This window comes from Pseudomonas rhizophila (assembly GCF_003033885.1).
GTDB lineage: Bacteria > Pseudomonadota > Gammaproteobacteria > Pseudomonadales > Pseudomonadaceae > Aquipseudomonas > Aquipseudomonas rhizophila.
Genome location: NZ_CP024081.1, coordinates 4,328,361 through 4,352,051, shown reverse-complemented (window position 1 = coordinate 4,352,051; position 23,691 = coordinate 4,328,361). Strand labels below are relative to the sequence as shown.

Sequence of the window (23,691 nt, the reverse complement as noted above, 5' to 3'; positions counted from 1 at the left end):
GCTCCTGGCTCAATTGATGTAGAAACCGAACATGTCACTGCTGCGCGGCCCACCAGACGCATGGGTCGCGCCCTCGGGCTGAGCATCGAGCGGCGTGGCCACGCTGCGGGTGCGAACCGGTTCCACCAGGTACGGCGTGATCAGAATCACCAGTTCGGTTTCGTTGCGCTGGAAGCGCTTGGAGCGAAACAGATTGCCCAGGATGGGCATCTCGCCCAGCATCGGCACTTTCTCGATGTCCTGGGTGCTCTCGCGCTGAAACAACCCGGCAATGGCGAAGGTCTGGCCGCTGCCAACCTCGACGCGGGTATCGGCACGCCGCACGCGGAACGAGGGCACCTGGTAGCCGCTCACGTCCACAGTGCTGGAGCCCATCAGACTGCTGACTTCCGGGCGCACTTGCAGGGCGATGCGCCCGTTGGGTAGCAGGGTCGGGTTGAACAGCAGCGAAACACCATAGGGTTTGTATTCGATCCCGACAGTGTCGCGGTTGACCGGAACAGGCACCGCGACCTCGCCTCCGGCCAGGAAGCTGGCTGTCTGGCCGGTCATGGTGGTGATGTTGGGTTCGGCGAGGATTTCCAGAATGCCGTTACTTTGCAATGCTTCAAGCATCGCATCGATGTTGACATTGCCCGAGGTCAGCCCGGCGCTAACCACATTGGAGGCACCAGACGCCGCACTGGAGGCCAGGGCACCGCCCGTCAACAGGCCAAAGGAAAAGGTACCGTTGTTGAAAAGGGCATTCCAATTCACGCCGTAGCGCAGCAACTCCGAGCGCGAGACTTCGGCGAAGCGCACCCGCAGGTTCACCTGGGCCGAGCCCACGTAGGAGGCCGTGTTGAGGGCCGAGCCCAAGCCCTGGCCTTCGGTGTTGAGCAGACTGTTGAGGTCGGTGGCTTCACCGACACTCTGGACCATTCCCTTGGCCACCATGCGATTGCCGGCACCGCTCACCTGGACATTGCTTGCGGGGTGCAGGTCTTTCATGGACCGCGTCACGGCCTGGGTGCCGCTGTTGATCGCCAGGCTCAGGCTGGCCAGTTCCTCACCCTCGGCGCTCAAGGCAATCAGGTTGGTTTGTCCGGGCGCCTTGCCGAACACGTAGATCACGCCAGGCGAAACCACCCGAAGATCGGCGATGCCAGGGTCTGCGACCAGCACCGACTCGACCGGATCCTGGAAATGCAGGATCCGCCCTTCGCCCTGGGCCAGGTCCAGCGTGGCCCGGCTGCCCGGAGCGATGGACTGTGCGCTGGCCTGTTGCGCCAGCAGTACAAATGACGCGGCAGCGATCCAGAAGCCGACATAGACAGGGACGCGAAACAGCGCAAAACACATCATCAAGCAGTCGCCATTGAAGTAAGGGAAGCGCCGTCGGCTGTCCGGCGGCCGGTCGTTTCAGTCAGGCTGATGGAACCGATGGCCTGCAGGTTGTATTCGCCGGCCAGCTCACGGAATGACAGCACCGCCAGCTCCAGCTCGCCCCGCACCACCAGTCGACGCAGGCTGCGACGTAACTCGGGATGCACCAACAGGACGGTGCGATCCCCCTCGGCCAAGTCCTTGCAAACGGCACGCAACTGGATCAGCAATGAACGGCTGGCATGCTCATTGAGCAACTCGCGAGGGTTATCGGCACGGCGCAGGTAAGCACGCAATTGTTCTTCCACCGCGGGGGTCAGCACGAAGGCGGTGATGACCCGGTTGCGGTCGGCGTACTGATGGCTGATCTGCCGCGCCAGACTGGCGCGCAAGTGGTCGGCCAGGCGCGCCGCATCCGGCTCACGGGCGCCCCACTCGACCATGGCTTCGAGCAAGGCGCGCTGGTTGCGAATCGACACACCCTCGGCGACCAACAAACGCAGGGTTTCAGCCAGACGCTGCAAGGGCACGCTGCGCGCGACTTCCTTGACCAACTCGTCATAGCTGGCTTCCATGCGCTCCAGCATCCTGCGGGTTTCCTGAATGCCCAGAAAGGTCGCGGCATTGCGGCGCAGACTGCGCTCGAGGATGGCCCGCAGGACTTCAGCGGCGCTGAGAAAACCGATACCGGCCTCCTCCAGCAGCGGCTGGTGAGTGCGTTCAATCCATTGCGCCGGGCGACTGTGCAACGGCGACGGCGCCTCCAACGCATGAATCTCCAACAGTTGAACGTGCACCAGATCGTCCTTGAGCATCAGGCAATCAACCGGTATCTCGCCCTCGCTGATGGGCACGCCTTCGAGTTCGACCGAAAAGCCGTTGGCGGGCAGGCTGCGGTCGATGTAGATGTCCGGCACCGGCACGTCGATCCCCAGGTCGCCGCGAATCTCATGGCACAAGGCTTCGATGCGCTGGCGCAACGGCAGTTCTGGCGCAGCCTGGGCCAGCGCCAGGCCAATGCTCAGCAGCACGCGGCTGTCCAGTGGCTTAGCCAGGGTTTCGTATTGTTCGAGCGGTTCGTCTTCGAGTGCCGCGACTTCGCTGGCGCCTTCGACCACCTCTTCCCGGGGCGCTTTGTCGCGGCGGTAGATCATGAACGCGGCAACGCCCAGCAAGGCCGACAGCCCGATGAACACGATGGCCGGAAAGCCCGGTAACAACGCCACGCCCAGCAGGATAAATGCGGTCAAACCCAACGCCTGGGGGCTGTATCCCAACTGATGGAAGATCTCGTTGCCCAGGTTGCCTTCGGTCGTGCCACTGTTGACCCGAGTCACCACCATACCGGCCGCGACCGAGATCAACAGCGCCGGGATCTGCGCGATCAGGCCGTCACCGACGGTCAGAAGCGAATAGGTGTGCGCCGCATCGGCAAACGACATATTGCGCTCGACCATGCCGATCATCATGCCACCCAGCAGGTTGACCGCCAGAATAACGAGGCTGGCAATCGCATCGCCCTTGACGAATTTCATAGCGCCATCCATTGCGCCGAACATCTGGCTTTCCCGCTCCAGACGCGAGCGTCGACGGCGGGCTTCATGCTGATCGATATCACCGTTGCGCAAGTCGTTGTCGATGCTCATCTGCTTGCCTGGCATCGCATCCAGAGTGAAGCGCGCCGCGACCTCGGCCACGCGCTCGGCACCTTTGGTGATAACCACAAACTGGGCCACGGTGATGATCAGAAATACCACCAGACCGACCACGACCTGGCCGGCGATGACGAAATCGCCGAACGCCTTGACTATGTGACCGGCGTTGCCATCGAGCAGAATCAGGCGCGTGGTGGTGATCGACAGGGACAGGCGAAACAAGGTGCTTAGCAAAATCAACGGCGGCAACGCCGAGAACTCCACCGAGTGCTTGATGTAAAAGGCGACGATGAGGATCAGGATGCTCAGCGAGATGTTCAGGCCGATTAGCGTATCCACCAACCAGGTGGGCAGTGGAATGATCATCATCACGATGGCCATCAGCATGAAGGCGACAACGATCACGTCACTGCGCTGGGCGGCCATGCGGGCCAATGCGTTGAGGCGGTCGAGGAACATTATTGCGCGGCTCTGCGGGCGGTCAGAAAACGTTTGAAGCACTGACGCGCCTCATCTTTGCGGCCACCGCTCCACAGCGCACGACTGCGCAACAGCAACAGGCCGCTGGACTCGCCTTCCAGTTCGAGCAGGCGATCCAGCGCCGACAGGGCACGCTCGGCCTGGCCGCTGTCGGTAAAGGCCATGACCAGATTGCGCAGCAGCGCAGTGTCGGCGGGCGTCATCTGGACGGCGATCAACAGCAGCACTAAGGCACGCTGCGACTGGCCACTACGGCGATAGAGCTCACCCATGCCCTTGAGCAGATCGACGCAGTCCTGCTCCTGGCGATTCATGACTCGATCACCTGGGCACGTTGTTCTTCGAGTAAACGACGCAGGTCGATTTCTTCGCTGATGAGCTCATGGGCCAACGCTTTGATCTCGGGCTCCGCATCGAGGGTGGGGATCACGTTGTCCAAGACGTATTCGAGAATCTCCATCGAGCGGCGACTGCCGAACAACTCTGCGGTCATGCCCTCAACGATGCCCGACTGTTCAATGTCGGCACGCAGCGAACGACGTGCCGACACCGCGCGCTTGCCCAGCACCGCATCGAAGCGTCCATCCTGGCGCGCCTTGGCCGGCTGAAGGCTTTCTACCGCAGGGGTTCTTTCGGCGGTTGCGGGTAAGGGAGCACCAGGATCAATTCTCATAAGGTTAACGTGAACCTTTCTTCACCGCGGGCGAGAACCACCTCATGGTTCTCGATGCGTTCGAGCATCCAGTTATCGGTCAGGGCGGCCCCCGGATACAGGCGTTCACCGTTGTCGTTGATCACGTAAGGGTTATCGCCGAACCACACCGCTTGAAAACGCACGCGAGGCTTGGCGATTTCTTTACGTGCCACCACCTCGGGGAGCAACATTACCTTCTGGCCAAAGCGGCTATCGAAGGCTTGCTGCAGACCCAGCCACTGGCTCTTCTGGGTCGGGCCATAAAAACCATGGGCACTGAGCTGACCATCGATTTCGCCGACCTTGATGTGGCGCAGGCCCAACGTGCCAAGCTGCTGCTCGAGCCAAGCCCTGGCCTGCGCGACGGTGTTCGTCGATTCAGGGTGCACGGTCGGTAGAGCGACCTTGTCGGCGGTGCTCAACGCCAACGGCGAAACCGACTCGTCCCGAAAAGCAAAAGCGCCCACGCACAGGAACATCAGCAGCAACGCGATGAACCACCGTGTCTTGTGCTGGGGGGGCGATGTGATCGCAGCCGCTATCGGCTCCAGGCTCGCGGTGCCGTGGCTGAGGGTCAGGCGGGCCTTGCCGATGCGGATATCCACGGGCAAGTGCGCTCGATGCCCCTTGCCTGTGGGAATCAGAATTTCCCGGGCATGGGGACCACGCACGAACACATCGCCGCCCATTGCCTCAACGGCCACCTGGCCGTCGGTGAAACGTAGCGCCACATGACGCTCGACAATGCCTGCGTCGCTGAGCAGCAGATCAGCACTGACGGCGCTGCCAAGCAGGTAGGCGGGCTTCTCCAGGGACAGGCAAACCCCCTGATGTAAACCGTGGGTGATACTCAGCACTGGCAGAGCCTTGTCCGTGGCCGCGACGACTGGAGTCGTGGCGAAAAAAGTCAGGGCTGTCATGGTGTATTACCGGAATAAGGCATGCGGAGAGGCACCCGTGAGGCACAGGTGAAGCTGTCGTTTTCCAGATTTAGCACCGCAACCAACAAACATGCAGGCAGCCGTCGGGCTGCCTGCATGACGGCATCAGTTCTGAGGCCGTTGTTTGGTAGCGTCGAGCTCAGCTTTCTTGGCCGTGGACAGCTCGGTGATCTTGGCCGATTTCTCGATCGCCATGTTGAAGGTGGCTTCCATCTTAGCGATAGCCGAGTCAGCGTTGCCGGAACTTACTGGGGGAGTTGTGCTCATGTTGTTTCTCCTAACGTAAGAAATATTTGAGCCGCCAAGCGGCCAACTAATGTTGCCAAGCGAAGAGTAAGGGCCAAACATTACAGTTCAACGTCTAACACGTGTTTTAATCTCAGCCCCCCTCACTATATTGGCCGAATGAAAAACAAGAACTGCATCACACTTGGGAAATATTTTGCTTGGCAGAGGAAAGTTAAATCACGGCGTGCAGAGACTGTCGCAAGCCCTGCATTAATTAGGCTAAACCGCTCCACCGCTCAAATCAGTACGCCACCTGACACCTCTGGCGAACAACTACTTACAGGCTTTGCGCAGACGGCATAAACAGCGCTTACACCGACACTCAAAGCTCGAGATAAAATAAAATAAATATCTACGGAACTTTTTCCGAGTAAACACCACGCAACTCAGCATTGATGGCCAGTTGCAATCAACTTCACACAAATTCAGTTACGTTTTACTGCCCGGACAGCACCGGTCTTTTACACGCGCACACTCGCCAGTGCCCTGATTGCCCCGAGCGATGCCTTGAGGCAATCGCCCGGGGGTTATTCCACACGTCATGCCGCATCAGCGGTCGACTGGCCCGGCGTCATGAAGCGATGGTGCTATCTTCGCCCGGCCACTCCTCGTAAGGGATATCCCAGATATCGCCTTGCGGCACACCGTCGATTTCGTACTGGGTCAGGTAATCGCTCAAGGCATCCGAGAATTTGCCCACCCGGGTCTCCTGCTTGCCTTCCTCGATCAAGCCCGGGACGAGCAGTGCCAGCGCGGCCACACCCGCCGCCGCGAAGCCCAGGCCACCGGCTATCATCGAGATACGCGAAGCGGCAATCGCCGAAACGCTCATCGCGCTGGCGCCCACCTCAGCCACCGAAGCCAAGCCCGCCATGATCCCCAGCGAACCGGCCGTGATATTCATGCCACCCGATACCGTATCGCCTTTCCTCAGCGCCTTGACGCCATCGAAGATGCCGTAGGCACCGGCAGTGATAGCGGCAATGCCACCGATCCCCTTAGCCGCGTTTTCCATACCCTTGAGGTTGGCAGTCACGCTTTTGAGCGGATCGTCCAGCTTTTTGCCCAGATCGCCGAGCCGATCACCTGTCAGCTTGCCTTTCACATCCTTGAGGTAATCCTGATAGTTTTTCAGGCCCCCTTCAGCCAGAAGCGTGGCGGCCTGCACTGAGCCGGTGGCGATGTCGACGATCTGCCGCTCGGTCAGCTTACCGGCGTTGTTGGCGCCTTTGGCGATGGTAACGCCGGCCATGAACAGCCCACTCACACCGTGTAGGACGCCTTTGTTGGCAGCGTCCTTGATCGAGGAGTCTTTGCTGAATACATCCAACGCATCCAGGGTCTTGGTGCCTTGGCGAAGCAGGTCCCAGTCGCCCCTGAAGTTAGCAAGGATCTGGTCTGGCGTGGCGACGGTGCCGTCGGCATTGACCAGCATCTGCGGGTTTTCCTTGCTGATCTGCTCAATGATTTTCTTGACCTTCTCCTCGTCCAGCTCACTTCCGCCATTGACGCCGAAGGCCGCCTTCATGTCGTCGAAGGACGCATCCTTGAAGGCATTGTCCTTGGCGATCCTGGTGAAGTTATCGTTGAGCTGTGTGTCGAACTTGCCGGTGAACTCGGGGTCCAGCGCCGAGTTGTAAAGCGCGACTTCAAGGCTGAAGGCACTCATGGCTTCGTGAGGGGTATGCTCCTTGAGCAACTCATTCAGGCGATCGCCTGAAGCCAGCGACTTCTCGTAAAAGCTTTCCAACTCCGCATTCGCCTTGGAGCCTTTGACGGCGGCCTGGATCTCACCGGCATTATTGATGCCCAGCGCGCCCTGGAGGGTCTGCGCCGTACCGAAGAACTCGGCAAGAATTTCCGTGTGAGTCGTCTTGCCATCCTTGGACTTGGTCTCCCACAGGGTATCGAGTGACTTGCCGGACTTGATTTCGTCATCGTAGGTTTTTTGCAGGGACTCCTTGAGCCCCTTGTTATCCTCCACCAGCTTGGTCAGCTCACTGGAGCCGTGCTCGCTCATGTATTGACTGACCGCAGGGTCACTTTCCAAGATACCAATGTGCTTGTTGACGTCGTCCAACAGCTTCTGGGCATCGGGATGGCTGCGCACCTTATTGGCAATCGTGACCTGCGACTTGTCATCCCTCCACATCCCGGCGGCGCTGCCCTGGATGATCAACTGCTGGGCGGCCTTGAGATCCTGAAGAACAGCGGCTTTTTCCTCTGCCGAGTATTTCTCCGGGTGATCGAACACGTCCTTGTTCAAGCCTGCGGTATCGACCCTGGCCAAGGCATTGTTGCCAGCGATACCAGAAAGCAGTGCGGTCACGGAGGTCGCATCCTTGGGCACGTTGGCACTCTTGAGCCAACCCTGGACATCACCCCTGCTCAGTTCACCATCAGGATTCTTGTCCAGTGGGTTCTTGGCGTTATCGATGACCTTGAACGCACCTGGCTGAGACCAGAAATCCAGTGCCTGCTTGGTCTCCTCGCTCAGCTGTGAATTCTGGTTCCTGTACTCCTTGATATCGTCAGCAGTCAGGTACTTGCCCGCACCGGTCTTGCCCTTGATCGCCTCAAAGTTTTCATCGAGGATCGCTGCGTACTTGGCGATCTGCTGCGACGCCGGATCGGCATCTTTGTTGGTCTTGAGGTAATCCTTGTAGCTGGCGATATCATCGGTTTTCTTGAGTTCCGGCAGAGTCGAAAAGCCTCCCTTGCCGAAGTCCTGCAGCCGCCCCGCCTCGGTGCCGTGCTTGGCTTCGCCACTTTTGGTGAAGCCGTCCACGCTGCTGTTGAACACATCACCACCGGACTGGGCATTGCCCTTGTCATCGAACATCGTGATGCGATCCAAGACCTGCGCAGCCCGGTAGGCGGCGTCGGCGTCGTTCTCGTAATCGCCGACCTGGTCCTTGAGCATGTCCTTGACGCCACTCTGGTTGCCCAGGTTCTTGAGCAGCGGGTTGTCTTCAATGATGTCTTGGGCCGAGCGCTTATCCTCTTCCGGACGCTTCCAGACGATGCCAACCTTTTCCGCCTGCTCGCGGGCTTCCTTGTTGTCGCCCGCCGACGACGAGTCCTTGATTTCACCCTTGAGGGCAGAAAACCCCATCTTGCCGAAGTCCTGCAGGCGACCGGCTTCGGTGTCATGCTTCGCTTCACCGCTCTTGGTGAAACCATCGACACGACCGTTGCCTACGTCCTTGCCAGCAATCTTGCCTCCTTCGCCATTGAGGGTCTCGATATGCTCGAGCACCTGGGTCGCCCGATAAGCGGCGTCCGGATCATTTTCGAAATCGCCGACCTGCTCCTTGAGCATGTCCCTGACACTGCTCTGATTGCCGAGGTTCTTGAGCAAGGCATTGCCATCGATGATGTCCTGCGCGGAGCGATCATCGCCTTCAGGGCGCTCCCACTTGATGCCCAAGGCCTCGGCTTGTTCGCGTACCTTGGGATCATCGCCGGGCTTGGACAGATCCTTGAGCTCGCCTTTGAGGTGCGAGAACCCTTGCCGGCCAAAGTCCTGCAGGCGACCCGCCTCAGTGCCATGCTTGGCGTCGCCGCCCTTTGTGAAGCCGTCGACCCGGCCGTTATCGATGTCCTTGCTGGCGATCCGTTCACCACCTTCATCATATTTTTCCACGTGCTCCAGCACCTGCTTGGCACGGTAGGCCGCATCGGGGTCAGTCTCAAAATCGCCGACACGGTCCTTGAGGTTATCCTTCACATCGCTCTGGTTACCCAGGTTCTTGAGCACCGGCGTGTCGTTAATGATGTCCTGGGCCGAGCGGTCGTCGCCTTTTGGCCGCTCCCATTCAATGCCCGCGTCCTTGGCCTGCTTGATCGCCTGGTCCCAGGCTTCGGCAAGTTTAGGGTCTTGCGGCTTAGAAGTTATGCCTACAAAACTGACATCTTGAACGGACATGAAAGACTCCTTTTTCTAGGGTATGGACAAGCGCAGAGGCTGAACAACTGCAGCAGATCAGCCAGCAAAAATACGCCTGCTTAGAGGTGCCATTAGTTTGGTATTAACTGGATGATTAGCTCTGCATACGCCAGCATCATCAAAGGAGTATCACGGGAGAGTGTTACAGCATGAAAAAACGCTCACATTAAGTTTACATGACGCTTTCACTGCACTTTTAAATTGATATCAATATGCCGCCTCGGCACACCACTATCTTATAATTATTGGCTCCCCCCTACTTAAGATCAGTTATTCAGCGTTCGCATTGAACTTATAAGCCCCTGCCCTCGCACTCATCCAGATGCAATGCCGCCAATATCCTGCGTGTATCTTGCAATGTAATACTTGCCTGAAGACCAGACTTCGTTACGTATAACCTTGACTTAGCACTGACATAAACCGCCATTGATGGTGTTCCAATAGAGCGTGCGCCCCCATCCTTTGCAGGGCTGTTGGTCAGGGCAGGATGCGCTCGAAAGGGAGGCGGACGGTAGGCAGGGGATCAGCCAGCAGGGGCCAGGCTGACCGATAGCATTTAATCAGTTCTGCGGACGCTGCTTAGACGAATCCAACTCGGTCTTGGCAACGGTGGTCAGCTCAGTGATTTGAGCCGACTTCACTTCGCTGCTGGACGCGTTCACGCCGTACTACGCCGCCTAACCAAGTGCCAAGCATGCTTGGTGATGCACGGAGAAATCCTAGAGCATCGCAGCTTGACGTTATTCCAAAGCATCAACCGCCTATCATGGACATCGGCGAACCTTCTACGTATTGCGCAAGAAACGATCGAGCACGTTTTTTGTGATCATCACGGTGTAAATGTCTGCCTGCATAAGCCCATGTACCCATTCGCACGTGGCGGTTGCGTACAGCGTCCAGTCGAACCACTCGAGCGCATTGCCTATACCTGCCGCGCGCAAGGATTTCAGGCGTCCTTGGTGAGACGTCGTATTGTTCATGTCTATCTCCGGGTTACGGATGGAATCGGGGCGGCTGGGGAGCCGGATCAAAGGTGCAGCGCTTGCCCGGCCTGGGCACTGCCATGGGCAGAAGGGACCCGGACACGCAACGCAATCAGCAACGCGGCCAGCAGCATCAGCACGGCCGCCGCTACGAATACGCCTGCGCTGCCACCGAGGCTGAACATCGCACCGCCAGCGGCTGCGCCCGTTGCGATGGCCGACTGCACAGAAGCCACCACCATGCCCCCGGCGCTTTCCGCCTGATCAGGTATTGCGCTGGCGACCCAGTTCGACCACGCCACCGGCACACCGCCAAAAGCCAGGCCCCAGATCGCCAGCAGCACCGCCTGCCCCGGCACCGAGGCCGGCAACAGCACCAACGCCAGTGCTGCAACGCCCACCAGCGCGGGCATCAACACCAGAGTGGCCAGCGGGTGACGCTCAAGCAGCCACCCGGCCAACAGCGTGCCGCCGAAGTTTGCCACACCGAAACCCAGCAGCATCAGCGACAGCCCTTGCGGACCGATGCCGGTGGTACCCTCAAGGAATGGCCGAACATAGGTGAACATCGCGAAGTGACCGCTGTGCACCAGCACACAACCGAACATCCCAATGGCGATGCCCGGGCGCTGCAACACCTCAAGTACGGTGCGCAGGCGTGCCGGCGTGCGCGGCGCAAGGCGCGGCAGCGTGAACGACTGGAAAGCCAGGGTCACCAGACCTACCGCCGCCGCTGCAAAGAACGCGCTGCGCCAGCCATATAGGCCGCCTAAGTAGCTGCCCAGCGGGACCGCAACCACCGTCCCGACGGCAATGCCGCTGAAAATGATCGAGAGCGCTCGGGGCAACAAAGCCCCCGGTACCAAGCGCATCGCCACCGCTGCCGCCATGCTCCAGAACCCGCCAAGGGCAATGCCCAGCAAGATACGCATTACCAATAGCACCGCAAAACTGGAGGAAACGGCGACCAAAAGATTGGATGCGATCATCAGCGTGGAAAAACCCAGCAGCACCCAGCGGCGGTCGATACCGCGGGTCAGGCCTGGCACCAACAAGCCAGCGAACAGTGCCACCACCGCTGTCACCGTTACCGCCTGGCCAGCCAGCGCTTCGGACACCCCCAGATCGGTAGCCATCGGCGTCAGCAGGCTGGCCGGCAGGTACTCAGCGGTGAGCAATCCAAACACGCCCATTGCCAACGAGAAGACTGCCATCCACGCAGGGGCCGCAGGTTCCATATCCAGCGCGGCGCCGGGACGGTTGTTGGATATGGCATTACAAACACAGTCATTCATTGCACGGATCTCCCAATCTTCATTGCGACCCGCAGTCTAGGCGCGAGAAGCTGGATGATCTATGATCGAAAACCTCGTTTTTTTGACTAAAACACCGAACAATGCCTACCGATCAGTTTGCCCTCTCCTCGGATCTCATCAACGAACTGTTGCGCGGCATGCGCCTGCGTGGCGTCGAGTACCGGCGTATCCAAGCCGGTCCAGCCTTTGGCCTGAGCTTCGCCGACAAACCTGGGCATGCCTGGTTTCACTTCCTGGCGATCGGCAATGCGGTGCTGCGGATGGAGGACGGGACAACGTACGCGCTGTCTGCCGGCAACGCCGTATTCATCTCCCATGGCGCAGCCCATCAACTGCTTTCCCATACGGACGTGCCTGTTCAGGACATCGACCGTTTAGACGGCGCCCCCCTCGGTGATACGGTCAGCGCGGTGGATACCGGAACCGATGCCAGCGCCACGCCGACCACCATTTTGTTCAGTGGCTGCATGGAGTTTGAACTGGGCAGTATTCATGGCCTTGGCAGGCTGATGCCGGGCCTGATGCTGATTGATGCCGGCGGCCAGCGTTACCCCGGTCTCGTGCCTATCCTGACCACCATGGAACGCGAGGTCAGCGCCGCCCGTGTCGGCTTCGCCGGTATCCTCGCGCGTTTGGCCGATGTGGTGGCCGCCATGGTCGTTCGCGGTTGGGTGGAGTGCGCCTGCGGTAATGCCTCTGGCCTGGTCGCTGCATTACGCGACCCACGCTTGGCAAGCGCGCTTCTCGCGCTCCATCAACAACCGGGACGCGACTGGACCGTTGCGCAGTTGGCGGAGCAATGCAATACCTCTCGCTCGGTCTTCGCAGACCGTTTCCAGGCGACTATTGGCATGGCCCCACTGCGCTACGTGACTGAGTTGCGGATGCGGCTTGCGAGCCAGTGGTTGACGCTCGAAAGGCTGCCGATTGAAGAGGTGGCGCAGCGCTTGGGCTATACCTCTCAGGCCGCGTTCAGTCGCGCATTCAAGCGCATTACGGGCAAGACGCCTGGGTTAAGTCGTCAATCGAGGCGGTCCGCTGTTTCCTGAAGCCGAGCGGGAGTCGTGGAGGAGCCGGCGGAATAAAAGCACTTTGAAATTCAAAGTGCTCGGTGGCTAGCGTTCAAATCTTCTAAACGCTGGATGCATTTTTTCACTCGCAGCCTCTACAGAATGATCGCGTTCGCCCAAAAACGGACAGTAAGCACCACGTATTTGCCTAAGGCCTATCGCGTGAGTAGAATGCGATTAATTATCAATCATGTATTTGCCGGGATTCCGATGCGTAGCGATGAAACACTAGGTACTGCAGATCTAGGGCTGCTCTATCGAACCCACCACTCGTGGTTACACGGCTGGCTAATCCGACGCATTGGATGTCGCGACAACGCTGCAGATTTGGTGCAGGACACCTTCGTACGTCTGCTCAAATCCCGTCAGTCCAGCCCCTTGCGCGAACCACGCGCCTATTTGAGCAGTATCGCCCGCGGACTGATGATTGATCAGTATCGTCGTCGCGAACTCGAACGTGCGTACTTGGAAAGCATCACGTTGCTGCCTCAACATGAGGTTCCCTCGGAAGAAAGCCGGCTGATGATTCTTGATGCGCTCGAGCGCATAGACCGCATGCTCGGTATGCTTAAACCAAGAGTTCGCCAGGCATTTTTATTTGCCCGACTCGACGGTCTAACCTGCGCGCAAATAGCCGAAAAGCTGGGTGTTTCCCGCGCGACGGTGGAACGCGACCTGGCCACGGCCCTGCAACACTGCTATCGCTTGCGTTATGTCGAGGCGTGAGCCGCAGGCGCTCAATCCGGCCATTGTTGAGCAGGCAATCCAATGGCTGGTGCGCCTTCGCTTCAATCAAGCCGATGAACAGACACAGCGCACTTTTGAGCACTGGCTGCAGCAGCACCCGGAGCATGTGGTGGCGTGGCAGCGTGTGGAAACGCTTGGGGATGAATTCGCAGGCGTGCCAACTCAATTGGCCCGACAAACCCTGAATGGCACCAATCATGGAATGCGGCGGCGGGAAAGCCTGAAGCTACTGGGCATATTGGCGACTGTTAGCGCTGCAGCCTGGCTCGGCCGGGACTATACACCCGTACCCGCCATGCTTGCGCAGCAGCGCAGCAGTACCGGCGAGCAACGACGCTTCCAACTCGATGATGGCAGCCTTATCCAGCTCAACAGCGATAGCGCCGTCGACAGCGATTTCGACGCCCAGCGACGCCTGATAATCCTGCGACGTGGGGAAATCATCGTGAATGTCGGCGCGGATCAACACTCGCCTCGAGCACGACCGTTCTGGGTGCAATCACGTGACGGGCTCATCCGCGCCCAGAGTTCCCGCTTTCTGGCACGCGAGCTGGACGATGGCACTCTGGTCGCGGCTCAGGAAGGATCAGTCACGGTTTTCCCCGGCTCCGATCAAACTCCTGCGAGCCGCAGCGTCCAGGCAGGAAATCACCTGCTGTTCACATCAAGTGGCGCCCGAATGTTCAGGGACAACGGCCTTGATCTATGGAGCTGGGGTGACGGGGTGATCAGTGCGCGCAATATGCGCCTCAATGATTTCATCGCGGAGTTGTCGCGTTATCGCCCCGGGGTACTGCGCTGCGCCGAAGGGGTCGCTGATCGTCGCGTTTCCGGCACCTTCCAGCTCGCCGACAACGATCAGGTCCTGGCATTGATCGCGCAGTCACTGCACTTGCACATTGATTATCGGACCCGTTATTGGGTGACCGTGACCGCTGCCACCTGAGCCCATCAGAACTTTGTGCTACCTGAAAAATAATGAGGTAGCTTCTCATTCTCGTTCGACCTCTAAGGAAGGCCGGAATACAGGCCAGTCTGCCGATGTCCTTTCTTGGAGCGAGAAAATGAGTTCGTCCCCTGTTTCACAGCGCCATCCATTAAATCGTGCCTTGCACGGTGCGATTTTGGGTTTGATCGTAAGCAGCTACGCATTGCCATCGCTGGCGCAAACGTCGAGCGCTGACCACAGCAATCAAGTGAAACAGTGGAACATCGCTGCCGGCCCACTGGCGCCAGCGCTTGACCGCTTTGCGCGCGAGGCTGGCATCAGTCTTTCCTTCGACGCATCGAGTGTAGTGAACCGCACCACTGCTGGCGTGAATGGCACGCTCGATACGTCGGCAGCGCTGTCATCGTTGCTGCAGGGGAGCGAATTGCAAATCGAACAGCAAGGTCCGAATGCCTATCTACTGTTCCCTCAACCAAAGCCCGCCGGCCCGCTGGAGCTCGACGCAACAGACGTCGAGGACTACCGCCTTGCCCCCCTCATCATCAATGCCAAGGTCAGGGTCAGTGCCGACGACGACGCCAACTCGGTGGTCGCCAAGGAGCTCTGGGTTGGCGGCAAGGTGGCAACCAGCATTCTCAATACACCGGCCTCGGTGTCGGTTGTTACCAACAAGGAAATGGAGCAACGCAGCGTCAGTACCACGGAAGAGGCGCTGCAATACACGCCGGGCGTGGTCAGTGACTTCTATGGTACGGATGACCGCAACGACTATTTCCAGATCCGGGGCTTCCAGGCTACTACCTACCGTGACGGCTTGACCCTGAGTTCGATGCGCGGCGTACGCGAAGATCCATTCGCCTATGAACGCATAGAGATTCTGCGTGGCGCCAACTCCACGCTGTTTGGCCCAGCGGACCCGGGCGGTTCGGTGAATTTCGTGACCAAACAGCCGCGCTTCGAGCAGTTTGGCCAAGGCTATGTGACCTACGGTTCGTTTGACCATGTAGAGACAGGCATCGATGTGGGGGATGCGCTGAACGACGAGAAAACCTTGGCTGGCCGCTTTACTGCCAAAGGCCAAAACAGCGACCGCGAGTACGATCACTCACAGGACGACAACCGGTTGGTGATGGGTGGCCTCACCTGGGCACCCACGGATTACACGTCAGCCACCGTGATTCTGGACTATCTGAAAACTGAAAGTTCGCCCAACAGTGGCGGCTATCCGCTGGACAAGGAATACGACCGCAGCAAGTTTTATGGTGAGCCCAGCTACAACTTTCACGATGTCGAGCGCACCAGCCTCAGCGGTAACGTCACCCATGACTTCGACAACGGCTTCGTACTGCGCAGCAACCTGCGTTACAGCAAATTGACCGATGATTTTGGCTACGTTTACATCAGCGACAGCGCCGCACGTGTCGGTACTAGCGTTGACCGGTATCTGTTTGGAACGGACAGTGAGGCCGACCAGTTCAACGGCAATCTGATGCTGCAATACGATGCCCGCTTCGAGAACATCGACAGCAGTAGCCTGGTGGGCGTGGAGTACCTCGATTCGACCACCAAGGAAAGCTCGGTCTACGCCCTGACGACCCCGATTGACATTGCAAATCCCGTGTTTACTGGCGTTCCACGCTCAATCACACCGTATGCCGTCAACAAGCGAGACGCGACCACCAAGGCCGTGTTCCTTCAGCAGAACCTATCGTTCTACGAGCGTTTCATCGTCACCGCGGGTATGCGCAACGACTCGATGGACCTTACCAGCAAAGGCTTGCAATCCACTGAGAAAGACAACTTCTCCGAAACCTCCTACCGAGGTGCGTTGACCTATATCGTCAACGATGAGGTGTCCACCTATGTGAGCATGGTGGAATCCGTCTCGCCGCCTCAGGTTGGCGTAACACCGCAGACGGGCAGGCAGTACGAAGTGGGCGTGAAGTATGCGCCGATGGGAATGGACGCACTGTTCTCCGCAGCCGTTTATGACTTGACCCAGGAAAACGTCACCATCGCCGTAGTGCTGCCGAGCGGCATCATTGAACAACAAACGGTGGGCGAATCGCGGGCGCGTGGCCTCGACCTGGAGGCCAAGGCGCAGGTGACGCGGAACCTCAGCCTGATTGGTGGCTACTCCTATATGGAGTCCGAGGTACTGCGCGGTTCGTTGTACGACGGCAGCTCCTTGAAGGGTAATGAGTTCACCACGGCACCCAAGCATTCCGCTTCGCTCTGGAGTTATTACGACGTGCCTGGCACTGATGTCAGCGTTGGCTTGGGTGCGCGCTACGTCGGCTCTTATTACTTCGATGCAGCCAACTCCGGCAAAAGCGATGGCACCACGCTGTTCGACGCCGCCTTCAACTACGAGATCGCCAAGGGCACCGACCTTGCGGTGAACGTCAGCAACCTGCTGGATGAGCAGCACGTGGTCGGTTCCGGCACAGCGAACTTCTACAACCCGGGTCGCGAGATTACCGCCAAAGTGAGTTACAGCTGGTAAGCAGGCGTTTAAGCCTTTTCCCCATGTAGGAAGCGGTGCCCGCTATACGGCGGGCACCGTCAACTTGGCCATCATTGTGCGAGATGAAAAACAAGGGCGTTCGACTTTCATCGTTACGCGCCAGCTGTTAACTAAGCGCCAGTAGCGCGAGATAACATCAACCTGTTTTCGAGCATCTGCTTTCGGCCCAGAGTGGGTAAAAACGCTTTCGCAAACCCTTGCTATGACTTCTGAGGATTTCATCGCAGGGACCGCTCATGAAGCGCTTTATCCAAGGTGAACATCGAGGCCAAGGTACCTTCCTTCCGGAGAGCCTCGACGATTACGTCAGCGATGCCAATCCGGTGCGCGTAGTCGATGTCTTTGTCGACGAACTCGACCCGATCAAACTGGGTTTCGAGGGCGCCATACCGCCTGATACTGGCCGGCCGGCTTACCATCCCGCAATCCTGCTGAAGATCCACATCTACGGTTATCTGAACCGCATTCCATCGAGTCGGTGTCTTGAACCAGAAGCCCAACGCAACGTCGAGCTGATGTGGCTACCAATAGCGGCCCTTCGAACTTGCCCCAAAAGCTCGCCTGCTGACCGGTCAATGCAGATAACGAAAACTATGCATGTTAGGCGGAGTATCGGCTTTAATGTCGGTGCAGACTCAACTGCTCACGGCGCAGGATTTCTATAATTTGCGAGATGTGATGCACGCTATCGGTGGGTTCCAGGTTCTGAACCCCTGTCTAAATCAAGGACGACAACCCATTGAAAACAGCTCTAGGCGCCCTGCTTTTAACGTGTCTGACGACCAGCGCTCTCGCTGACGTCAACTCTGTCGGCTTCCAATCCTACACCCTACCGGACCCACGCAATGAGCGTCCGCTGGAGATGGTCGTCTGGTATCCCAGCACAACGACCACCACCCCACAGTTGATCGGCGACAATGTGGTGTTTGTCGGTGCTTCTGCGGTTCGCAACGCGCCGCCCTCTGCTGGCGAGCACCCATTGGTGGTGCTCTCCCATGGATTCAGAGGCAATTGGAACAATCAGAACTGGTTGGCGAGTGCATTGGCCCATAAGGGTTACATTGTCGCAGCGGTCAACCACCCCGGCACCACGACCCATGATCGAAGCCCGCAAGCGGCCGCGCAGTTATGGCAGCGGCCCATTGACCTGCATCGGGCCATTGAGGCGGTCACCACTCAACCTGAAAAATTTGGCGTGACCACAAAGCATCAAATTGCTGTAATAGGCCATTCACTAGGCGGCTGGACTGCAATGGAGATCGCCGGCGCTCGTTTCGACCCTGCCCTATTTGCCCGTGACTGCAAACTCCATCCGCAGTTATCCAGTTGTACCATTTATCAAAAGATCAACCCTGAGGGTACTCCGGTATTAAAGGCTGGTCTGGCCGGCGATTTGCGCGATCAACGGGTCACCGCTGTAGTTTCTTTGGACCTGGGACTCTCGCGCGGGATGACTGATGAGAGCCTTGCGGCACTGCCGGTGCCGGTGCTGGTTATCGCTGCCGGCGCACCATCGGTGGAACTGCCTGCTCAGTTGGAGTCCGCCAACCTGGCCACACGCCTGCCCCAAGCGTCCAGCCGCTATGTCGAGATCAGTGACGCCAGCCATTTCAGCTTCTTGCCGATTTGCAAACCAGGTGCAGTGGCATTGCTCGAAGAGGACATTCCTGGCGATGGGATCATTTGCGGGGATGGCGACAATGCTCGCCCGCGCGAGGTAATTCAACAGCAGGTTACGTCACTGATCACCGAGTTTCTGACGCAGTCCGCGAACAACAAAGTGGAGCTCTAGGATTGCTGGCACTCGGCAACTCAGCAGACCTGAAATTTGCGTAGGAGCCAATTTTTGTGTCGAATCCAGCCACCTATTACGATCAAAACGTTTCTACACAGCCTCGGCCAAAAGCAGACCCTCAGCGTGCGGGTCGCCCGCCTCTACACGGCACTTCGTCGCAAATTACTTACTCATACGGTCGACTGTGATTGATCAGAGCTGCGCTTGGCGGGTAGCAATCGAAAACAAGCAGTCAGCCACTGCGCGTGCCGTCCTAAACAACAGCTTTCATACGGAAATAGACTGTGGCAGCCATCACCGCCACTGCAATCACAGCTAGAAGGCCCTCGCGTTTCAACAGGTGCCAAGGCAACCGTCCGATCCTCAGTTTTAGCGCTCGTAATGCTCGAGTCCACATTGAAGCCCTGCCGCCGCTCAGTGCGCCATTCGTGAAGTAGATCGTACCGAGGAACACCACCACTGGGCTTGCCCACCGCAGCCACAGGACATCACTGGACCATAAGCATGCCAGGGCTGCGGGCACTGCGCTGGGGAGTACGTGGCGCAGCAATAGGAGCCCAGCGCCTCGCCGGTACCAGCGGCGCGGGAGTAACCATCGACTGATCAGCACATCCAGGCGGCCCGCTACCACAGCTACCATAGCCCAAACGTGGTATGCCTTCATGCCGATCCAATTCACGAACAACATCATCAGCGGCATTAAAACCACCACGCCCAGCACATCGTTCTTTTTCGGCCCGATAATCCCCGAAGCGACAAGAATTGCAGACAGCGCCAACCACAGGAATAGGTAGACCCCTCGATAGCTAGTGGGCGGTAACCAATCCCGCCAGTTGTCGAGTGGTTGCAACCCAAGACGCTGGGGCACTTCAGGATATTGATATTCGATGGCTTGGCCGAGCTCTGCAAAACGTTGCCAGTCCAGGGCGCTAAAGCCGTCGGCCATTTCACGACGACGGCCGTCAGTCATGGGCTTGAACAGCATAGCGGCTGCCTGCCCGTGGATTTTATCGTCGTCGAACTTGGCCAGATCACTGAGTACGGTCTCTGACAAGGCTTGTGCCTCGCACTGCCGGATCAGGCGATCCCAGCGCCAGTACTCGCAGGGTAGGTTGCCCTGGGTTTCGTCCCAGCCCATCACTTGGCACACCCCATCGAAGAAGGCTGGCGACCATCCCTCTGCGGATTCGAGCCAATCCAATATGTTCTGCTCGAACTGCTGCCGGCGCTCGAACGGCAATAGCCAGTCGCTGGCCAGCCAGAGGCGTAGCGCGTCCATTACTTGACGATCTTTGCCCTCAGTCAACCACTGCTGCATCTGTCCCAGGGACGGTTCCGGTGGGCTGGCGGTAGTTGGAATATCGACGCGCTCTCTGTGGATGACCAGCGTGGGATCTTCCGCCGGCTGGTAGCGCTCGGGAGTTGACGCGCTTACGGCTGACGGGGCGTAAACGACTTTCCTTCCGGCCTGCGCACGCCAGCGCGCCTCGGCCAACGAGGCTTCATAGGCTTCACGAAGGCGCTGGAACTCATTGGGGTTTTCGTCTGGGCGGTGGATTCTGAGCAGCCGTGCATAGGCGCGTTTGATGCTGCGCTCGTCCGCGTCCGGGGTGAGGCCCAGCACTTGCCAATGACTCATGGCGGCTTACCCCTCTTGCTCGAAATGAGCAAGGCGCTGGATAACATCGCCACGGGCTTTACGGATCCGGTGTTCATCCTGGGTATCGAGCACTTGCTGAAAATGGTTCGCCAGCCCGGCGATGTACTGCCGGCCATCGCCAAGGCTTTCTTGATAAAGGCGGTCCAATCGAGCCAACAGCAGGGTATTGATCTGCTGGTCGCGCGGGTGCACTTTCAGCGCTTCGAGGGCGGCCAGCCGTTGCGCGATTTCCTCGGGAGCCAGTACGCCAGGATTGTTCTCGATAACCAGCCGGCGGGTTTCGCCATTGATGGGCAAATGCACCTGGGCTTCGAGCAAACCGTTATTGTCGTAGGTGAAGCGTACGTCCAGCGTAACCTCGCCGGCCTTGCGTGGTGGTACGGGAATTTCCAGTTCACCGAGGAAAATGTTGTTGGCCACCAACCGGCTTTCGCCCTGGAAGATACCCAGCCTGACCACCTTCTGGTTATCGCTGACGGTCGACACGTCACGGGAGCGGCTCACGGGCACCACAGTGTTGCGCTCGATGATTGGCAGGTAGTGACCGCTTTGGTAATCGGTGCCTAGCTGTACTACGGTCTCGATCCCCAGGGTATAGGGGCATACATCGGTAAGAACCACTTCCTCGAGGGAAGCATGGCGCGCCTGTAGCGCCGCCTGGATGGCCGCTCCCTGCGCAACAACCTCGTCCGGGTTTAGCTGCATTGCCGGAATTCGCCCGAACAGAGTCGCGACCAACTTACGTACCAAGGGCATGCGCGTGGTGCCGCCCACCAACAATATTTCGTCCAGATCCGCGACCTTGATCCGGGCATCGCGCAGCGCACGTTCGATCGGCGTGCGCAGGCGCTCCAACAAAGGCTGGACAATGTCCGCCAGGTCACTCTGGGTCAGTTCCAGACTCCACTCCCGCGTTTGCTCGCGAAGGATAAAGTGGGCGACTTGCGCTTGCCCCAATGCATGACGAACCCGCTGAGCCTCGCGCCGCAACCGCTGTGCTATGGCGGGGTGGGTTGTGTCGGGAAGATCAGCGACACCGATTCTGGCGATGAAATGCTCCACGAGCCGGTCATCGAAATCTTCCCCCCCAAGAAAGTTGTCCCCCGCGCTGGCGCGCACTTCCATGACGCCCTCGAACAGCTCCAAGATGGACACATCGAAGGTGCCACCACCGAGATCGAACACCAGGAAGGTCGTTTCGTTTCGCTCTTGAAGGCCATAGGCCAAGGCTGCTGCAGTAGGTTCGTTGATTAGCTTTTCGATCTTCAGTCCGGCCAACTCACCAGCAATACGAGTGGCCTTGCGCTGAGCGTCGCTGAAATACGCAGGTACGCTGATCACCGCTTCGTGAACAGGTTCGCCTAATGCACGCTCGGCATCGGCCTTGAGGCTGCGTAGCAACATCGCCGAGAGTTCTTCCGCACGGTAAGCGCGCCCGCTCAGTAACGTTTCACGGGCGCTGCCCATATAACGCTTGAATAGAGACGTAGTGAGGTGCGGGTGGGTATGCAGCCGTTCGCGGGCAATTTCCCCGACGATCAGTTGGCCGTGGTCGTCGAGGCCAACCACGCTGGGTGTGAGAAGATTGCCCAAGGCATTAGGGAGTAGCCTGGCGCTTTCGCCATCCCAAGCAGCCACTAAGCTGTTGGTAGTGCCCAGGTCGATACCTATGATCACAGTCACTTTTCCTTAAATGAGGCGACCGCCCAGCAGCGGAACTTGGTCGTAGGCCCAGACATTACACTGGACGCGGTTACGGATTCACGGTCGGAGTTATCGGCAGAGCTAAAGGTGGCTTTAACCCGTCCGCAATACCATTTGCGGGATCGGAGAACATAGCCAACATCAATCAAGCACGCCAGCGATACCAGACACTAATCCTCACCGCGTTGCGAGCAATCGCCAACATGCTCTCTCGTGTTGGACCCAAAATCGCGACGACCTTATACAAACCCTGCGCAGTAATCACCTCATCCACTCACGCCGGCATGTAAACCGGCCCTAGGAACAGTCAAAAGCCCCGCGCTAAGTATCAATTGCAAAGGACCAATTCAAGACGAGCCCTCACCCAAAAATCGCCTGCTGGCTGCTACTCCTTCCCCCTGCTCACAGGTCAACTCACAATTGGCTGCTTTCGGCTCAGAGTGTGTAAAAACGATCATGACCTCAACGTCTTGGATTATCGACACCCGTTGGCTGAGCGATTGCACGATTGATACTGCGTGTCGCATCGGTTGTAACCTGGAGCACATCAGTGCGGCTTTTACAGCCTCTAGGACGGGCCAAAATCAGTATTTTTTAGGCCGACAGCGCCTTCATCGAGCAGCCGATCAACCTGGGCGACATCCGCGACATTGACCGCCGTGCCGATCACGCCGTGGACCAAACCGGAGTCGGCATCCACGCCAATGTGCGACTTCATTCCGAAATAGTATTGGTTTCCTTTCTTTGTCTGATGCATTTCGGGATCACGTTTACCGTCCTTGTTCTTGGTCGAACTCGGTGCATGAATGATCGTCAACGGATAGGCCGTACGACTGCCTTCGCCCTTCGGATAGTGCGGTTCAATCAATGCAATCGGGCCTTTCCAGGGCACCACCTGATCCATCTCGATCAGCAAACGCTCGCGGCGGGTCCTTTTCCTGGCGCCAAAGCCTCAACCGTAAAACACCCCGAGCGATACACCGTACGGAACTGCATGCCCTGTCTTTGCAGCGTCTTGCGCACGGTCCTCAGGAACATACCGTGGTCTCCCCGGTCGTAGTGCACGCGGTATAAAGCTCATCGGCCACCCCCACGGCACGCAGGTGTTCCGATCTTCGGGATGCGGCCCCCAACGAAATACCCATCAGCCATAGCACGCGATGCAAGGCAAACCATTGCCTCAAGCCCATCTTCAACAAAGGCACGCGACCCAGCCGCAGGTCGAACTCCTTCAATCGGTTGTCTTGCCGGATACGTCCGGCATCGAACAGCCGGCAGGCCGTGGCATAGGCTCGATTGATCGGCGATGAAATGATGTTCAGCCCTGGCGTCATCAGCGGCCCGGACAACTCCGCACGGCTCAGGAAGTCGGCAATTTCGGCCTCGTCGATCGACGAAGTCTGGTTGTACTCATCCAGCAGCACTTTGGCCGAGACAGCACCGCAGCGTCCGTAGTCGATCAGGGGGGTGGCGTGGCGTATCAAGTAAATCACAGTAAATAGACTCCGGTGACAATGGCATTGCCGACCATGAACAAGAACGGCGTATCCCACGTGTGAGGGGACTTC

At 58.4% G+C, this 23,691-nt stretch carries 17 protein-coding genes and 2 pseudogenes; 6 read left to right on the top strand and 13 right to left on the bottom strand.

Annotation, left to right across the window (positions count from 1 at the left end; genetic code table 11):
- Positions 1-9: 9 nt before the first annotated feature.
- From CRX69_RS20240 to CRX69_RS20205, 9 genes are all read right to left on the bottom strand, one after another.
- Positions 10-1,344 carry a type II and III secretion system protein family protein gene (locus tag CRX69_RS20240; protein WP_420821195.1) on the bottom strand — a complete coding sequence of 445 codons (1,335 nt, stop codon included), beginning with the start codon at positions 1,342-1,344 and terminating at the stop codon, positions 10-12.
- A complete protein-coding gene (gene sctV / locus CRX69_RS20235) occupies positions 1,344-3,482 on the bottom strand; it encodes a type III secretion system export apparatus subunit SctV (RefSeq protein ID WP_107323290.1) in 2,139 nt (712 codons plus the stop codon). The genes CRX69_RS20240 and sctV overlap by 1 nt, the downstream gene beginning before the upstream one ends.
- Complete coding sequence (gene sctY, locus CRX69_RS20230; RefSeq protein WP_107323289.1) at positions 3,479-3,814, bottom strand: type III secretion apparatus assembly chaperone SctY; 336 nt, start codon at positions 3,812-3,814, stop codon at positions 3,479-3,481. Before sctY ends, sctV begins: the two co-directional genes overlap by 4 nt.
- The gene (locus CRX69_RS20225; protein WP_047229707.1) at positions 3,811-4,173 is read right to left on the bottom strand and encodes a hypothetical protein; all 363 of its coding nucleotides are present in this window, start codon (positions 4,171-4,173) and stop codon (positions 3,811-3,813) included. Before CRX69_RS20225 ends, sctY begins: the two co-directional genes overlap by 4 nt.
- On the bottom strand, positions 4,170-5,114 hold the full coding sequence (locus CRX69_RS20220) for a SctD/MshK family protein (RefSeq protein ID WP_107322703.1): 945 nt from the start codon (positions 5,112-5,114) through the stop codon (positions 4,170-4,172). Before CRX69_RS20220 ends, CRX69_RS20225 begins: the two co-directional genes overlap by 4 nt.
- 126 nt (positions 5,115-5,240) lie before the next feature.
- On the bottom strand, positions 5,241-5,402 hold the full coding sequence (locus CRX69_RS27720; RefSeq protein WP_163006721.1) for a hypothetical protein: 162 nt from the start codon (positions 5,400-5,402) through the stop codon (positions 5,241-5,243).
- 592 nt (positions 5,403-5,994) lie between these two features.
- Positions 5,995-9,351, bottom strand: a complete 3,357-nt coding sequence (locus CRX69_RS20215; protein ID WP_107322702.1) for a type III effector HrpK domain-containing protein — start codon at positions 9,349-9,351, stop codon at positions 5,995-5,997.
- Between the two features lie 806 nt (positions 9,352-10,157).
- Positions 10,158-10,352, bottom strand: a complete 195-nt coding sequence (locus CRX69_RS20210; protein WP_047229710.1) for a hypothetical protein — start codon at positions 10,350-10,352, stop codon at positions 10,158-10,160.
- A 47-nt stretch (positions 10,353-10,399) separates the two neighbouring features.
- Entirely contained in the window at positions 10,400-11,650 is a 1,251-nt protein-coding gene (locus CRX69_RS20205) for an MFS transporter (protein WP_047229711.1), read from the bottom strand.
- A gap of 101 nt (positions 11,651-11,751) precedes the next feature.
- Here CRX69_RS20205 and CRX69_RS20200 point away from each other — a divergent pair, with 101 nt between their 5' ends.
- The 6 genes and pseudogenes from CRX69_RS20200 (at position 11,752) to CRX69_RS20175 (ending at position 18,756) form a co-directional block, all read left to right on the top strand.
- Complete coding sequence (locus CRX69_RS20200) at positions 11,752-12,720, top strand: AraC family transcriptional regulator (protein WP_076384078.1); 969 nt, start codon at positions 11,752-11,754, stop codon at positions 12,718-12,720.
- A 231-nt stretch (positions 12,721-12,951) separates the two neighbouring features.
- Positions 12,952-13,467, top strand: a complete 516-nt coding sequence (locus CRX69_RS20195) for a sigma-70 family RNA polymerase sigma factor (RefSeq protein ID WP_107323288.1) — start codon at positions 12,952-12,954, stop codon at positions 13,465-13,467.
- Complete coding sequence (locus CRX69_RS20190) at positions 13,454-14,434, top strand: FecR domain-containing protein (RefSeq protein WP_107322701.1); 981 nt, start codon at positions 13,454-13,456, stop codon at positions 14,432-14,434. The genes CRX69_RS20195 and CRX69_RS20190 overlap by 14 nt, the downstream gene beginning before the upstream one ends.
- A 118-nt stretch (positions 14,435-14,552) precedes the next feature.
- Entirely contained in the window at positions 14,553-16,943 is a 2,391-nt protein-coding gene (locus tag CRX69_RS20185; protein WP_107322700.1) for a TonB-dependent siderophore receptor, read from the top strand.
- Positions 16,944-17,200: 257 nt separating this feature from the next.
- Positions 17,201-17,488 (top strand): annotated as a pseudogene (locus tag CRX69_RS20180) (transposase); the annotation flags it as partial.
- 215 nt (positions 17,489-17,703) lie between these two features.
- Positions 17,704-18,756 carry an alpha/beta hydrolase family protein gene (locus CRX69_RS20175; RefSeq protein WP_047229716.1) on the top strand — a complete coding sequence of 351 codons (1,053 nt, stop codon included), beginning with the start codon at positions 17,704-17,706 and terminating at the stop codon, positions 18,754-18,756.
- Positions 18,757-19,012: 256 nt separating this feature from the next.
- Here CRX69_RS20175 and CRX69_RS20170 read toward each other — a convergent pair whose 3' ends face one another.
- From CRX69_RS20170 to CRX69_RS20155, 4 genes and pseudogenes are all read right to left on the bottom strand, one after another.
- Positions 19,013-20,398, bottom strand: a complete 1,386-nt coding sequence (locus CRX69_RS20170; RefSeq protein ID WP_107322699.1) for a J domain-containing protein — start codon at positions 20,396-20,398, stop codon at positions 19,013-19,015.
- Between the two features lie 6 nt (positions 20,399-20,404).
- On the bottom strand, positions 20,405-22,096 hold the full coding sequence (locus CRX69_RS20165) for a molecular chaperone HscC (protein ID WP_047229718.1): 1,692 nt from the start codon (positions 22,094-22,096) through the stop codon (positions 20,405-20,407).
- A gap of 628 nt (positions 22,097-22,724) precedes the next feature.
- Positions 22,725-23,039: pseudogene (locus tag CRX69_RS20160) on the bottom strand (transposase); the annotation flags it as partial.
- Between the two features lie 112 nt (positions 23,040-23,151).
- A complete protein-coding gene (locus tag CRX69_RS20155; RefSeq protein ID WP_173406805.1) occupies positions 23,152-23,616 on the bottom strand; it encodes a hypothetical protein in 465 nt (154 codons plus the stop codon).
- Positions 23,617-23,691 lie beyond the last annotated feature (75 nt).